The organism is Actinoplanes subglobosus (assembly GCF_042650585.1).
Classification (GTDB): domain Bacteria; phylum Actinomycetota; class Actinomycetes; order Mycobacteriales; family Micromonosporaceae; genus Actinoplanes; species Actinoplanes subglobosus.
On record NZ_JBHSBL010000019.1, the window covers coordinates 706,525 to 720,494 of the forward strand.

Below are 13,970 nucleotides of genomic sequence, written 5' to 3' on the forward strand. Positions count from 1 at the left end.
CCGCAACCGGCCCGCCCTTCAAGGCCGCAAATCGCCCGAAGGCCGCAAATCGGCCGCCCTACCTCACCGCAACGGGCCCGGCCTCGGCCTCGGCTCACCGTGCCCGGCCTCGGCTCACCGTGCCCGGCCTCGGCTCACCGTGCCCGGCCTCGGCTCACCGTGCCCGGCCTCGGCTCACCGTGCTTGGCTCGGCTCACCGTGCTCGGCTGAAGAGTGCCGCGATTCGGCGCTGCCAGCCCGGCAGGAACCGGTGATCTGACGAATGGTGATGCGTGCGGCCGTGGCCCGTCGCACCCTGGTGCCCAGCCGGGTGGTCGGCGTGCCCCGCCGGGTGGTCGGCGTGCACGGGCACGCCCGGAACGCGATGGGTCACCTGGTGCAGCTTGTCGAGCATCATGATCTCCCTCTCTATCAGTGATAGGGAGAATCTAGCACTGATAGAGTGCGCCCGGGAGGTGCCCGTTTTGGCGCTGGATCGACAGCGGATCATCGCCGAGGCCGTCGCCCTGCTCGACACCGACGGCCTCGACGGCGTGACGACACGCAAACTCGCCGCGCGGCTCGGTGTGCAGTCGCCGACGCTCTACTGGCACGTGCCCAACAAGGCGGCACTGGTCACCGCGATCGCCGACGCGATCCTCGACCAGGAGTTCGCCGAGATGGCACCACCGCCACCCGAGCAGCCCTGGCAGGAGTGGCTGACCGGCCTGGCCACCCGTCTGCGGCGTGCACTGCTGGCCCATCCGGACGGCGCCCGGGTCGTCTCGGCCGCCCAGCTCTCGGCCACCATGGCGGCGATCTCCGAGCTGGCGATGAGCACCCTGGTCGCCCACGGGATCCCGCTACGGCAGGCCCGCGTGATCGTCCTGACCGTCGAGCGCTTCACGGTCGGTCACGTCCTCGAGGAGCAGGCCCCGCGCCCGGACGCGGAGGCATTGCGCTCCTTCGACATGGCCGCCTTCACCGAGCGGCACCCGACCGCGATCGCCGCCATCACCGACTACTTCGAGCCGGGCCGGACCGTCGACGACCTGTTCCACGACTGCCTGGACGTCGTCATCGCGGGCGCCACCGTCAAGACCGCCGCGTCCTGACCGGTTCACCGGTCGAAGGGCGACCGCTTCAGCGATCGAAGGGCGACCGGTTCAGCGATCGAAGGGCGATCGGTTCAGCGGTCGAAGGGCACCGTCTGCAAGCCGGATCGGCCACCGGTGGCGACCAGGCCGTTCTCGTCGACGCGCATCTCGCCATCCGCGCCGTGGAGGTTGATCTGCCCGGAGTCCCCGGCCGGGATCACCTCCCAGGTCTGGGCGGGGTCACCGTCGCGGCACGGTTGCAGGGCCAGCGGCACGCCGGAGGTGTCGGTGACGCACCAGCCGGGCCTGGCGACCGGGATGATGACCACCCGGTCCCTGCCGGTCACCGGGGCCGGGACCAGCGACATCTCGGTGGAGTCGGCACGGGTGGTGCCGGTGAAGTCGACGACGTCGCCGGCTTCGACCGCCATCCACAGGTCGATGCCGTCGTCGGCCACGTCGATCAGGATCCCGGTATCCAGGTCGACACCGAGTTCGCGGAGTCTGGTGACGTCGGAGGTGACCGAACTTGATCGGGAGGGGGCGACCGACGGGCGGGCAGCCGACGGCGACGGCGACTGCGACGGCGTCACTGTCGCTGCGGGCGGGTCGGGGTGGTCGGGTCCGGGTCCGCGGGTCAGGACGGCGCCTATGCCGGCCGCGGTGATCAGGACGGCGGCGAAGGCGGCGCCGGTCGCCCGGTTGCGCCGTCGCCGGTCGCCGCGGCGCCGGATCTCCGCGGACGGCGCGAGGGCGGCGGTGTGCTGGAGGTGTTCGGCGTACGAGTCCAGGCCCTGCTGGATGCGATCGTCAGACATCGCGGTGCTCCCGGCCCGTTTCGAGGGTGTCGCTGTCGGTCAGGTGGGCGGCCAGTGCACGGCGGCCGCGGGCCAGCCAGGTGGTGACCGTCCCGGCCGGGATGCCGGTCTCCTGGTGGATCTCGCCGACGCTGAGCCCGGCGATGTGGTGCAGGACGATCACCCGGCGCTGGTCGGCGGGGATCCTGCGGAGTGCCGCGACGATCGCGACGTGGTCCGGGTTGAGCGCGTCGACGCGGTGATCGGTGGTGTCACGCCGGTGGGCCTGGAGCCGGTTCACCGCCTTGCGCCAGGTGCTCACCGCCTGGCGGTATGCGACCTGACGTACCCAGGCCTCGGGGTTCTCGTAGGTGCTGATCTTCGACCAGCGGTTCCAGGCGCGCAGGTACGCCTCGGCGACGGCGTCCTCGGCCTCCGCCCGGTTGTCGACCATCATGGCTATCTGGGCGAGTACGCGACGCGAGGACATCGCGTAGAAGGTGTCGAAGTCCTCGACGTCGCGCAAGGCCCGGCTCCGGCTCAGTTGGCGTACAGGATGGTCTGGAGTCCGGTGCGGCCCTTACCACTGGTGGTGATCTTGCCGTTGTCGACCCGGATGACACCGTACAACCCGTGAAGTTCGAATTGTCCGGAGTCGCCGGCCGGGACGATCGTGAAGATCTGCTGCTTCCGCCCGCTCTGGCAGGTCTCCAGCTTCAGCGGGGCTCCCCTGGTGTCGGCGACACAGTAACCGGCGCCGAGGTCCTCGTTGTAGAACGGCGGCTTGATCAGGATCTGGTTCTTGGCGGCGACCGGGGCCGCGGCCAGGAACATCATCGTGTTGTCGGTCCGCGCCGTGCCGGTGAAATCGACGCCGGCCTTGCCGATGTCCAGCCACCGGTCCACGCCGTCGTCGGCGACGTCGATCAGGACGCTCTTCTGGACGTCGATGCCGAGGCGCTTGAGCTGGCTCAGGTCCGAGACGGGAGCCTTGGTGACCTTCGGCTGCGGCTTCTGGTCGGCCGCTGCCGGCTGCATCGCGACCGGGGCGTTACCGGCGCAACCGGTGAGGGCGACGGCACTCAGAACGGCTCCGATGACCAGGGAACGCATAGGGGTGCTCCTTCGTGGGGGCGTGTCCTGCAATCGCCATGGACACGCCCCGCGCGGGCCCCTGATTTCACCGGGAAGATAACGAAAAGGTCACTCGAAGAACTTGAGCCCGAAGCCGGTGCTCGTCGTGGCGCCGGGAACGTTGGCCCGCCGGTAGGTGACGTTGCCCCACCAGACGGCCGTGCCGGTGTACCAGTATCGGTTCGACCACGAGTACGGCGTGCCCTTCGCGACCGCGTGATACATCGTCGGGAACCGGTTGCCGGACGGCGGGCTGGTCGCGATGTCGCCGCGTTCCAGGACGAACGTGTGGTGGCCGGGGCCGTCCGCATACAGGGTCGGGTCCCAGCCCGCCATCAGCTCCGACGCGTTCGAGCCGAACTGGCAGCCGTTGCTCTTGTACCAGTCCCAGACGTAGGACGGGTCACCGCCGGACCGCAGTCGCAGGTCGGCCAGGCAGTAGCGGCTGCTCCAGCTGCCGTTCGCGGAGTAGACGATGTGCAGCTGGCCGTTCGGGTCGAGGATCGGCTCGGGAGCCTCGTTGATGTACGGGTTGCCGATCACCCGCTCCCAGGACTCACGGGGCTGCGAGATCACGTACCGTGCGCCGGTCGTGGATGTCGGGGTGTTCATCCGGGCCAGGTAGAGGTTCTGCTCGACGTTGGTGTCGCCGGACCAGCCGGACCAGACGAACCAGCGCTGACCCTGGTAGGTGAACGGGACGCCGTCGATCGCCCACTTGTCGTCCGGCAGCGCGACCTTCGTCGCCGCCGAGTAGCCGCCGGCCGGGCTGGTCGAGCTGATGTGGTACATCCGGTGGGCGGCGCCGGTGCCGGCCGCGAAGTAGATCCGGTAGTGGCCGTCGTGGTGGACGATCTCGGGCGCCCAGACCTCGCCGAGACCGCCGGTGTCCCGCCAGACCTGCGATTTCGGGGCGGTGGCGAGGCCCTCCAGGGTGGACGCGGTCCGTACGGCGACACCGCCGTCGACCGACTTCGCGGAGATGTAGAGACCGTTGACCTTGATGACGCTGGGGTCGGCGCCGCCGAGGGTGGTGCGGGCGGCGGACGACGGCTGGGCGACGGCGAGGGCACCGACCACAGCGACGGACATGAGTGCGGCGAGCCAGCGGGGACGAGGCATTGGGGGATCCTCCTTCGACGCCTGTGAATTAAGGAAACCTAACTGAAAAAGCTGTTCCGAGCGAGAGAGCGCTACCGTGCCCGCATGCGTCGCGCACAGTTCCTCGCGGTAGTGATCTTGACGATGTCCGTTTCCGCATGCGGCCAGGACGCCCCTGCGCCCGCCGCGGCTCCGCCCGCGGCCTCCACCTCCGTTCCGTCAGTCGCCCCCGAGGCCGCCGAGGCCTGCAAGCTCGCGGCCGGAACACCGCGGCCCGGTGAAGCGATCGAGATCGACGAGCAGACGATCAAAAGCCTCATCGAGTACGCCGCGAAGTCGCGCGTCGCGAGCATCGAAAAGGCCGGCACACAGTTGAAGGAGCACTATTCGACCTGGCTGGATGCCCCGATCGGCGACGAGGCAGCGACCGCGCAGGACCGCATCCTGGACGCGGCCGGTCACGTGCGGGAGGCATGCGACGCTGCGGGCATCACGTCGTAGGGTCGTGCGATGGAGTTCACGCGACTGGGCCGGACCGGGCTGAAGGTGAGCCGAATCGGTCTGGGCTGTATGAGTTACGGCCGGGCGGCGTCCGGCATGCACCGCTGGACGCTGGACGAGGACGCCGCCGCCCCGTTCTTCCGGCAGGCCGTCGAGCTGGGCGTGACGTTCTGGGACACCGCGAACGTCTACCAGGGCGGCACCTCGGAGGAGTTCGTCGGCCGGGCCGTCACCCGGTTCGCCCGGCGGGAGGAGATCGTGCTGGCCACCAAGGTCAGCGGGCGGATGCACGACGGGCCGGGCGGCAGCGGCCTGTCCCGCAAGGCGATCCTCGAGCAGGCCGACGCCTCGCTGCGCCGGCTGGGGACCGACTACATCGACGTCTACTACATCCACCGCTTCGACCCCGAGACGCCGGTCGAGGAGACCATGCGCGCGCTCGACGACCTGGTCCGGGCGGGCAAGGTGCGCTATCTCGGCGCGTCGTCGATGGGGGCGTGGCAGTTCGCCAAGGCCCAGCACGCCGCCGTGGTCAACGGGTGGACGACGTTCGCGGCGATGCAGGACCAGTACAGCGTGCTCAAGCGGGAGGAGGAACGGGACATGATCCCGATGTGCCTCGACCAGGGTGTCGGGCTCACCCCGTACTCCCCGCTGGCGAAAGGCCGCGCGACACGGCCCTGGGGTGAGCAGACGGCCCGGTCCTCGTCGGACGAGGTGGCCAGGGCGTTCGACCGTGACGTCGACGAGCCGGTGGTGAACGCGATCCAGAGCGTCGCCGAGGCCCGCGGTGTGGCGATGGCCCGGGTCGCGCTGGCATGGGTGCTGTCCAAACCGGTCGTCTCCTGCCCGATCGTCGGCGCCACCAAGCCGCACCACCTGGCGGACGCGGTCGCCGCGCTCGGCCTCCGGCTCACCGATGACGAGATCGCCCGGCTGGAGGGCCCCTACCAGCCGCAGGACAACTACTGGTGGTGACCGCCGATCCCGCGTTTCGAGAACTGTTTGGACGGCCCCGAGGGGCCCGGCGCAGTCTCGGAGCATGGAGAACACGATCGCCGTACGTCATCGCTCCAGGGACGAGATCCTGGACGGTCTGCACCTGGTGAGGCAGTCGCCGCGAGGCGCCGGCACGCTGTCACTGGCCGTGCGCCGGCCGTCCGTCGACACCCGCGAGGTGCTGGCCACCGCCGAGCTCGACCCCGACGCCGGCCTGGTCGGCGACGACTGGAGCCAGCGCGGCAGCTCGCAGACACCCGACCGGTCGCCGCACCCCGGACGGCAGCTCACCGTGATCAACTCCCGTTTCGTCGAGCTGATCGCCGGCACCGCGCCGGAGAGCTGGGCCCTGGCCGGCGACCAGCTCTACGTCGACCTGGACCTGAGCGTCGACGCCCTGCCGGCCGGCGCCCGGCTGGCGATCGGCGACCGCGCGGTGATCGAGGTGACCGAGGAGCCACACAACGGCTGCGCCAAATTCGCGGCCCGGTACGGCCGGGACGCCCACAAGATCGTCTGGGCCGAGGACGGACAGCGCCTGCGCTTGCGCGGTTTGAACGCCCGGGTGCTGGTGGGCGCGACGATCCGCCCCGGCGATACGATCCGGCACGTGAACCCCATCTGACGAATCGGCCGCACGAGTGCCCCGGCCATGATTGGCCGGAGGCACTCCACGCGCCGACGTGGGTGAGACCTCCAGGATCATGCTCCAGCCGAGTAACTGAACGCTGATCGTTTCCCTGATGAATCCCCCCTGACGGTAGCCTTGTATCCTGACGGTTCCGTTCAGTATCCGGAGAGAGGGTGCGATGAGTGCTGGAGCAGCGGGAGGCCGCCCACGTGACCCGGAGGTCGATCGCCGGATCACCCAGGCCGCCCTGGACGTCTTCGGTGATGCCGGCTGGGCCGGGTTCGCGATGGAGACCGTCGCCCGCCGGGCCGGCATCAGCAAACCCACCCTGTACCTGCGGTGGAGTAGCAAAGAGGTGCTGCTCACCGAGGCACTGACCGCCAACCTGGCGAAAGTCAGCGCGGTCGACACCGGCACCCTGCAGGGCGATCTCGTCGAGCTGACCACGCAGATGCTGAGGCTCTACACCGGCCCGGCCAGCCGCGCCGCCCTGCGACTGTCACTGGAGGCACCGTCGATCCCGGGCGTCGCCGAGCACTACGAGCAGCTGCGCCGGTCACAGATCGCCGCGGCGCGGGAGATCGTGCGGCGCGGCATCACCCGGGGCGAGCTGGCGGGCGGCACGTCGGTGACACTGCTGCTGGACACGCTGCTGGGCGGGGCGATGATGCACGCGATGAGCACGGCGCCGGAGAAACGGGAGACCCTGCACGCCGCGGCGCGGGAGCACGCCCGGCGCCTGGTCGGCTTCCTGCTCAACGCGGTCGCCGACCCGGCCGTCGTGGCGGCCGCAGGCCTGCGCCCGGTGACGGCGCCGGTCTTCATGCCCCCGGTCTGACGGTCGCCTCGCCGCCCGTCCATCACGGCCGCCGCCCGTCCATCACGGCCGCCGCCCGTCCCTCATGGTCGCCGCTGGCACAATGGCGGGCGTGTCCGAAACCGTGCCGGCCGCCCGCCGGGGCCGCCCCCGCGATCCCGACGTCGAGGAGCGGGTCTTCGACGCCGCCATCGAGCTGTACGGGCGCAGCGGCTGGGCCGGCTTCAACTTCGAAGGTGTCGCCCGCGCCTCCGGGATCGGCAAGGCGGCGCTCTACCGGCGCTGGTCGAATCGTGCGGAGCTGCTCAACGATGTGCTGAAGGCACGATGGATCCGGGTCGCCGACATCGACACCGGCGACATCCGTGGCGACCTGCTCGCCGTCGCCGGGATCCTGCTGGACATCCTCACCGGCATCCAGGGCGACGTGTACCTGCGCATCCTCATGGACACGCGGCTGCATCCGGAGGTCCACGACGCGACCGCCGACTACCGGGCCGGTGTGGTGACACCCAGCCGCGCGATGGTGCACCGGGCCGTCGCACGCGGCGAGCTGCCCGAGGGCACCAGCCCCGGCCTGGTCATCGACCTGGTCGTCGGTGCCGTCCAGAACCATGTGCTGACCACACCGCCGGAGTTGCGCACGCGGATGCTGTCCCAGATGCACACCTACGCCGAACAGGTGGTCGACACCGTCCTGCACGGCATCCGCCACTGATCCACGCCGCGACCAGCTCCATTGCCATGATCGTATTCATCATCGATGATGTGCTCTGAGTTACTGGGAATCCTTGAGCAACAGGTGGGTAAACCGTGGCACGTCGTCGTTCTCTCCCCTTTGCCATGATGGCGGTGGCCTTCCTGGCCGCCTCGATCGGCCTCGCCAAGTTCGCCTCCGCGGCGGTGCTGGATTGCGGCGCCGCCGACAGCGCCTACGTCTTCGTCCGGCCGGGCGGGGCGAACGGTCTCGGACACGTCGGGTGGGGTTACCGCACCTCGTGCGACGGCGGCTACTCCTTCGGCTCGGTGGAGAACCCGAACGGCAGCCCGATTCTCAGCGCCGGCTCCGACAACGGTTTCTGGCGGCAGGACGGCGGCGAGGCGGACATGCTGACCGCGATGAAGGCCCGCGGCTACCTCTCCTACAAGGCGATCACGGTCTCCACGGCGTCCTTCGACGCCTCCCCGGCGAACACGGTGGCGGCCGCCGCGGCCGGGCGCGGCTATGCGGTACTCGGCAACAACTGCGCCGACGTGGTCTGGGACGTGCTGAAGGCCTACGGCGTCCCGGATCTGCCTTACCTCCAGGTTCACCCGATCCCCAACGATTGGTACGGCAACCTGCGCCAGACCAGGAAGGTGACCTGGTCGGCGTCGACCAGCCTGTGAACGGTGCCGCGCCGGGATGCAGATCCACAATGAGCATGTGCCCATAACCAACGACGCCCCGAGGACCCGGGCCCGGCTCGTCCTCATCCTGGGCGCGCTGAGCGGCTTCGGCGCGCTCACCATCGACATGTATCTGCCGGCGATGCCCGGCATGGCCGGCGACCTGCACACCGGAACGCTGCCGGTGCAGCTCACACTGACCGTGTTCGTCGTCGGGCTCGCCCTCGGCCAGGTGATCGTCGGACCGCTGTCGGACGCCTGGGGCCGGCGCCGCCCGCTGCTGGCCGGGCTGGCGCTGTATGCGGCGGGTTCGCTGTGGTGCGCGCTGGCCCCGGGCGTCGGCTGGCTGATCGCCGGCCGGATCGTGCAGTCGCTGGGCGCGGCGGCCGGAGCCGTGCTGGCCCGGGCCGTGGTGCGCGACCTCTACCAGGGCACCGCCATGACCCGGTTCTTCTCCACCATGATGGTCGTCAACGGGGCGGCGCCGGTCGTCGCGCCCGTCATCGGCGGGCAGCTGCTCACCGTCGCCACCTGGCGGTCCGTCTTCCTGGTCCTCACCGCCGTCGGTGCCGTCCTGCTCGTCGCCGTCGTCCTGGCCCTGCCCGAGTCGCTGCCCGCCGACCGCCGGGCGCCCGCCCACTTCGGCGCGACCCTGCGGACGTTCCGGACCCTGGTCACCGACCAGCGCTACCTGCGCTACGTGCTGGCCGCCGCGCTGATGTTCGCCGCCGTGTTCGCCTACATCTCCGGGTCGTCGTTCGTCCTCCAGGACTCCTACGGGTTGTCAGCCCAGCAGTTCAGCGTCGTCTTCGGCGTCAACGGACTCGGCATCGTCCTGTTCGGGCGGGTCAACGGCCGGCTGGTCGGCCGGGTCGCGGACGAGCACACCCTGCTGCGGGTCAGCCTGGCCGTCGCCGCACTCGGGTCGGCCGGGGTCCTGGCGTGCGCGGTGACCGGCCTGCCGCTTCCGGTGCTGCTGATCTGCCTGTTCCTGGTCGTGTCGATGCTCGGGATCGTCCTCGCCAACGCGACCTCCCTGGCCCTGGCCGGTCACGGCTCCGCCGCCGGTTCGGCCTCGTCGTTGCAGGGCCTGCTGCAGTTCCTGGTCGGCAGTGTCGCCGCCTCCGCCATGAGCCTGTCCGGCCACGTGACCGCGGCGACGATGGGCGTCACGATGATGATGTGCTCGGTGGCCGCGTTCACCGTGCTCGGCGGACGGCCCGTTCGAGAGTGAGGACGAAGATCGATCCGCGTGGCCGGTTCCGCTCGTAGGCGATCCGCACCCCACTGGCGTCGGCGAGCTGCCGAACCAGGTAGAGACCCAGCCCGGTCCCCGGTTTCGTGGTGGCGACCCCGGAATCGGCCCGGGCGAAGCGGTCGAACAGCCGCGGCACGAAGTCCTCCGGCACACCCTCGCCCTCGTCGCTGACCAAGATCCGCACATGCGTGCCGCCGTCGTCCGCGACGGTCACGGTCACCGGCGGAGCGCCGTACTTGACGGCGTTACCGAGCAGGTTGGCCAGAATCAGCAGCAGGTGGGTGGTGTCGGCGACACCGAAGGCGTTCTCCGACGCGATCACCGTGATCGGTTCGGCCGGGTTCGCGCCGTGCGCCGCGACGGCCTCGCGGACCAGATCACCCACATCGAACTCCGACCGCCGGGCTACCAGCGCACCGGCGTCCAACTGGGCGATCATGAGTACCTCCTCGACCAGGTTCCCGGCTCGGTGTCCGGCCGCGATCATCCGCTGGACGTACTTGCAGCGGGTCTCGTCGTCCAAGTCGGGCCACTCGTCGAGCAGCATCTCGCCACCGGACACCACGTTGGTCAACGGCTGCCGCACGTCGTGCGTCAGCATCGCGATGAAGTCAGCGAGCTGGTCGGCGCGTTCGGCGAGTTCGGCCGCCTGCCGGTCACGGGCCCGTTCCAGGGCACGCCGCTCGGTCACATCCAAAACCTGGGTGGCGAAATGCCGGGGCCGGCCGGCGGGGTCGCGCAACACGGCTGCGGTCACCGAGCCCTCCACGGTACGGCCGTCGGCATGCAGGTACCGCTTCTCCAAGGCGAAGCCCTCGCTCCGTCCGGCGACACAGTCGGCCATCTCGGCGCGGCCCGCCTCGGCGTCGTCGGGATGGCTGTACTCGGTGAAGTCCCGGCCGATCAGTTCGTCGGCGGGACGGCCCAGCATCTGGCAGAAAGCGGGGTTGACCCTGGTGAGCCGGCCGTCGGGGTCGGTGAGCAGCATGCCGATCCGGGCGTTGTCGAACACTTCGCCGAGCTGGAGTTCACGGCGACGGCGGCGGGCCCGGGCGCTGGACGCCACGACGAGAAGCCCGACCGCGGACGCCGAAAAGACGGCAACCTCCGATGCGAATTCGTTGCTCTTCGCCGAAGAGAACAGCACTTCCTCGGTGACAGCAGCGGACAACCGCCAGGGGGTGCCCTGCACCTTCGCTGACGTGTATCGCCACCAGTATCCGTCCTGATCGTAGCGGCCGTTTCTGTACAGGGTCATTGCTGACGCGAGCTCTGGGACATGGGTTCTCAGGGCTGTAGATGGGGGATCCAGCGTCCGGTTTGCGGCGACGATCGCACCGGACGAGTCGACCAGTTGTACCGCCCCGCCCTCTAGGTTCAACGAGGTGCTCAGGTATGAAGCGAACGGGCTTTCCCCGATCTTCACGGCAGCTGAGAACACCCGGCGGCCATACTCGGTGGAGAACGGCACCGCGAATACGGTCTCCGGCATGCCACCTAGAGCTGATGGTGCGGGCGTCGACATGGCCGGTTGCCCGTCGAACACCGAGGAACGCAGGTAGGAGTGTCGGCCGGTGACGTCCTGGCCGAGCAGATCAGGATCCGGAGGCATTGCTTGCAACACTCGCCCCCGATCGTCGAGGAGCAGGCCCGAGGAGTATCCGAGACCCGTCACCGCTTGAGCTAGATCCTTCGGGTCAACGGTTCGGTCGGTCAGTAACGCACTGGCCTGCTCCTGCTGCCGTTCGAACAGTTCAGACACCATGCTGCTGACAAAATCCGCCGCGAGATCAACCCGATATTCGAACCGGGATAGTGTTGCCTCCCGCCCGGCAAACTGAACCCACCTCAGGCTGGCTACGCCGAGGGATACCGCCGCTAGCCAGATCGCCAGTGGAACCGCCAGGAAACGCCACCGTGCAAGAACCACGTGATCACCTTGCGGGCCGGGGAGCGCCGCACGCAGCCGAACACGGGAATACGCCGCTGTGACACATAGGGCAGCATGGGGCGTATGGCCGTACCCAAAGTGATCGTCGTCGGTGGTGGGGTGGCGGGGACCTCGACCGCTCTCGCCCTGCGCGAGGCCGGCTTCCATGCCGAGGTCTTCGAGGCGCACGCGTCCGGTGGCGCGGACGCCGGCGCGTTCCTCACCGTGATGCGCAACGGGATGGCCGCGTTCGAGCGGATCGGTGCGGCCGGCGCGGTGGAGGCGGTGTCGTTCCCGGCGCGGGCGGTGGCGCTGCTCGACGCCGAGGGCCGCAGGCTCGGGCACCGGCCGATCGAGGGGCCGGCCCGGTCGCTCACCCGGGCCGCGCTGTATCGGGCGTTGCAGGAGCTCGCCGTCGCGCGGGGCATCCCGGTGCACCACGGCCGGCGGCTGGCCGGCGCCACGATCGGGCCGGACGGTGTCGAGGCCGAGTTCGCCGACGGCGGCCGGGTCTCCGGGCACGTGCTGGTCGGGGCGGACGGCATCCACTCCCGCGTCCGCCGGCTGATCGACCCGGAGGCGCCCGAGCCGCGCTATGCGGGACACCACGTCGTCTACGGCTACACGCCCGGGAACCCGGCCGGCCTCGACCCCGACGAGTACCTGATGGTTCGCGGTAGCCGGGCGTTCACCGGCGTCACCGTGCCCGGCGGCGACGGCCGGACCTGGTGGTTCGCCCGCATCAACGGCGGTGAGCCGGCCGTTGGGCTGAGCCCCGCCCAGTGGCGCGACCTTGCCCTGCGGTCCTGCGACGGTGACGCCACACCGGCGTACGCGCTGATCGCGGCGGCCGGCCCGGACATCGTCGGCGGCGACTCGTTCGACATCCCGACCACCCCGCACTGGCACAACGCCCGCATGGTCCTGACCGGTGACGCCGCGCACGCCGCGGTCCCGGCCGCCGCCCAGGGCGCGTCGATGGCCGCGGAGGACGCCGTCGCCCTGGCTGAGGCGCTGCGGGAGCACGGGGATCCGGAGACGGCGTTCGCCGCCTACGCGACCCGTCGCCGGGCCGAGACGGAGGAGACGGTGGCCGCCAGCGCGCGCCTGGGTAACCCCTGAACGGCCAGATCAAGGACAACCAAGGCCGGGTGGCGGTGCGGCGAACTTAATCTGAGGTTCCCTCTTCCGGGGAGGAAACCATGCTCGATGAAGAGCCGCGTCCGCGCCCCCGAGATCTGAAGGACGACGCCGACACGTCGGTCCTCTACGCCAAGTCGTACCTGCTGATCCGGGTGAGTGTCGGATTCATCGGCATCCTCCTGCCGATCGCGCTCATGCTCGGCGAATGGCTGCTGATCCGGGAGGACGTGGAGTTCCACGGGTCGCTCAGCGCCTACTACCACTCCCCGATGCGCGACCTGTTCGTCGCGAGCCTGTCGGTGACCGGTTTCCTGCTGATGACCTACATGGCCGGTGAGCGGCGGACCAGCGACTTCCGGGTCAGCCTGGTCGCCGGTGTGGCCGTCGTCGGTGTGGCGTTCTTCCCGACCGGGCGTCCCGGCCTGGAGCCCGGGGCGGCGCTGTGCGGGGTCGTCCCGGAACCCGCCGGCTGCTCGTCCGTTCAGCAGGCACTGGGTGAGAAGTTGACCGCCGGGATCCACTTCACCTTCGCGGCGATCTTCATCATCGGCCTGGCGGTGATCGCCTACCTGTTCGCCCGGCGGGACAAGGACCGGAACCACGAGCGGAAGTACGCGCGGATCCAGCACATCTGCGTGTGGGTCATCGTCGCGTCGATCGTGTGGGTGGCGCTCGGGTCGTTCCTTCCGCTGACGATCGGCCCGTTCACCCCGCTCTACGTCGGCGAGGTCGGTTCGGTGTGGGCGTTCGGTGTCTCGTGGCTGATCGCGAGCCGTGACCTGACCGCCGGGATCACCGGATACCAGCCGCCGGGGACGAAGTGACCCGTCCCCGGCGGCGGAGGTTCAGCGGCCGACGCTGGCACGTAGCTGCCACTGCTGGTCGTTGGTGCCGTTGTCGCGGTACTGCTGCACGTTCGCGCTGTCGGCCGTCGACATCGAGTCGACGGCGAGCAGTTTGCCGCTGTGCCGGCTGACCGGTTTGTAGTTGCCGTCACCGGCGTCGACGGGCAACCACAGGTGGTGGGCGGTGCCGTTGTCGGCGTACTGCACGACCTGGGCGCTGTCGGCCGTGGACATGCCGGCGACACCGAGGACCTCGCCGCTGTTCAGGTTCCGGATCCGGAACCAGCCGTCGCCGTTGTCGACGAGCTCCCATCGGTGGTCCATCGTGCCGGTGTCGCTGTCGCTGTAC

The 13,970-nt window shown here is 69.9% G+C and carries 17 protein-coding genes; 11 read left to right on the top strand and 6 right to left on the bottom strand.

All coding sequences use genetic code 11. The features are described 5' to 3' along the window. Window positions 1-268: 268 nt before the first annotated feature. A complete protein-coding gene (locus ACFO0C_RS28690; protein ID WP_378069811.1) occupies window positions 269-418 on the top strand; it encodes a hypothetical protein in 150 nt (49 codons plus the stop codon). Between the two features lie 37 nt (window positions 419-455). After that, window positions 456-1,094, top strand: coding sequence for a TetR/AcrR family transcriptional regulator C-terminal domain-containing protein (locus ACFO0C_RS28695; protein ID WP_378069812.1), 639 nt, complete (start codon window positions 456-458; stop codon window positions 1,092-1,094). A 74-nt stretch (window positions 1,095-1,168) separates the two neighbouring features. Here ACFO0C_RS28695 and ACFO0C_RS28700 read toward each other — a convergent pair whose 3' ends face one another. The 4 genes from ACFO0C_RS28700 to ACFO0C_RS28715 all read right to left on the bottom strand — a co-directional run bounded on the left by ACFO0C_RS28700 (window position 1,169) and on the right by ACFO0C_RS28715 (window position 4,129). Continuing rightward, complete coding sequence (locus ACFO0C_RS28700) at window positions 1,169-1,894, bottom strand: hypothetical protein (protein ID WP_378069813.1); 726 nt, start codon at window positions 1,892-1,894, stop codon at window positions 1,169-1,171. After that, window positions 1,887-2,399, bottom strand: a complete 513-nt coding sequence (locus ACFO0C_RS28705; RefSeq protein ID WP_378069814.1) for a sigma-70 family RNA polymerase sigma factor — start codon at window positions 2,397-2,399, stop codon at window positions 1,887-1,889. Before ACFO0C_RS28705 ends, ACFO0C_RS28700 begins: the two co-directional genes overlap by 8 nt. A 14-nt stretch (window positions 2,400-2,413) precedes the next feature. Then, window positions 2,414-2,986: a hypothetical protein gene (locus ACFO0C_RS28710; RefSeq protein WP_378069815.1), complete on the bottom strand. Its 573-nt coding sequence runs from the start codon at window positions 2,984-2,986 to the stop codon at window positions 2,414-2,416. A 90-nt stretch (window positions 2,987-3,076) separates the two neighbouring features. After that, on the bottom strand, window positions 3,077-4,129 hold the full coding sequence (locus tag ACFO0C_RS28715; RefSeq protein WP_378069816.1) for a glycoside hydrolase family 43 protein: 1,053 nt from the start codon (window positions 4,127-4,129) through the stop codon (window positions 3,077-3,079). Window positions 4,130-4,213: 84 nt separating this feature from the next. Between ACFO0C_RS28715 and ACFO0C_RS28720 the strand changes: the two genes are divergently transcribed. The 7 genes from ACFO0C_RS28720 to ACFO0C_RS28750 all read left to right on the top strand — a co-directional run bounded on the left by ACFO0C_RS28720 (window position 4,214) and on the right by ACFO0C_RS28750 (window position 9,679). Then, complete coding sequence (locus tag ACFO0C_RS28720) at window positions 4,214-4,609, top strand: hypothetical protein (protein WP_378069817.1); 396 nt, start codon at window positions 4,214-4,216, stop codon at window positions 4,607-4,609. A 9-nt stretch (window positions 4,610-4,618) separates the two neighbouring features. After that, window positions 4,619-5,587: an aldo/keto reductase gene (locus ACFO0C_RS28725; protein ID WP_378069818.1), complete on the top strand. Its 969-nt coding sequence runs from the start codon at window positions 4,619-4,621 to the stop codon at window positions 5,585-5,587. A gap of 64 nt (window positions 5,588-5,651) precedes the next feature. After that, window positions 5,652-6,233 (top strand): MOSC domain-containing protein, encoded by a 582-nt coding sequence (locus ACFO0C_RS28730; RefSeq protein ID WP_378069819.1) that lies wholly within the window; start codon window positions 5,652-5,654, stop codon window positions 6,231-6,233. Window positions 6,234-6,417: 184 nt separating this feature from the next. After that, on the top strand, window positions 6,418-7,077 hold the full coding sequence (locus ACFO0C_RS28735; RefSeq protein WP_378069820.1) for a TetR/AcrR family transcriptional regulator: 660 nt from the start codon (window positions 6,418-6,420) through the stop codon (window positions 7,075-7,077). A 91-nt stretch (window positions 7,078-7,168) separates the two neighbouring features. Next, the gene (locus tag ACFO0C_RS28740) at window positions 7,169-7,774 is read left to right on the top strand and encodes a TetR/AcrR family transcriptional regulator (protein WP_378069821.1); all 606 of its coding nucleotides are present in this window, start codon (window positions 7,169-7,171) and stop codon (window positions 7,772-7,774) included. Between the two features lie 134 nt (window positions 7,775-7,908). Continuing rightward, window positions 7,909-8,445: a hypothetical protein gene (locus ACFO0C_RS28745; RefSeq protein ID WP_378069822.1), complete on the top strand. Its 537-nt coding sequence runs from the start codon at window positions 7,909-7,911 to the stop codon at window positions 8,443-8,445. Between the two features lie 37 nt (window positions 8,446-8,482). After that, window positions 8,483-9,679 carry a multidrug effflux MFS transporter gene (locus ACFO0C_RS28750; protein ID WP_378069823.1) on the top strand — a complete coding sequence of 399 codons (1,197 nt, stop codon included), beginning with the start codon at window positions 8,483-8,485 and terminating at the stop codon, window positions 9,677-9,679. On the opposite strand, the gene ACFO0C_RS28755 is transcribed toward ACFO0C_RS28750, so the two are convergent. Next, entirely contained in the window at window positions 9,645-11,801 is a 2,157-nt protein-coding gene (locus tag ACFO0C_RS28755) for a sensor histidine kinase (RefSeq protein WP_378069824.1), read from the bottom strand. The two genes, ACFO0C_RS28750 and ACFO0C_RS28755, sit on opposite strands and share 35 nt — an antisense overlap. On the opposite strand from ACFO0C_RS28755, the gene ACFO0C_RS28760 reads away from it, so the two are divergent. Together ACFO0C_RS28760 and ACFO0C_RS28765 are read left to right on the top strand one after the other, a co-directional pair. Continuing rightward, window positions 11,718-12,755, top strand: coding sequence for an FAD-dependent monooxygenase (locus ACFO0C_RS28760; RefSeq protein ID WP_378069825.1), 1,038 nt, complete (start codon window positions 11,718-11,720; stop codon window positions 12,753-12,755). The genes ACFO0C_RS28755 and ACFO0C_RS28760 overlap by 84 nt on opposite strands. An 80-nt stretch (window positions 12,756-12,835) precedes the next feature. Further along, window positions 12,836-13,600 carry a hypothetical protein gene (locus ACFO0C_RS28765; RefSeq protein ID WP_378069826.1) on the top strand — a complete coding sequence of 255 codons (765 nt, stop codon included), beginning with the start codon at window positions 12,836-12,838 and terminating at the stop codon, window positions 13,598-13,600. Window positions 13,601-13,621: 21 nt separating this feature from the next. On the opposite strand, the gene ACFO0C_RS28770 is transcribed toward ACFO0C_RS28765, so the two are convergent. Then, entirely contained in the window at window positions 13,622-13,945 is a 324-nt protein-coding gene (locus ACFO0C_RS28770; protein WP_378069827.1) for an RICIN domain-containing protein, read from the bottom strand. Window positions 13,946-13,970 lie beyond the last annotated feature (25 nt).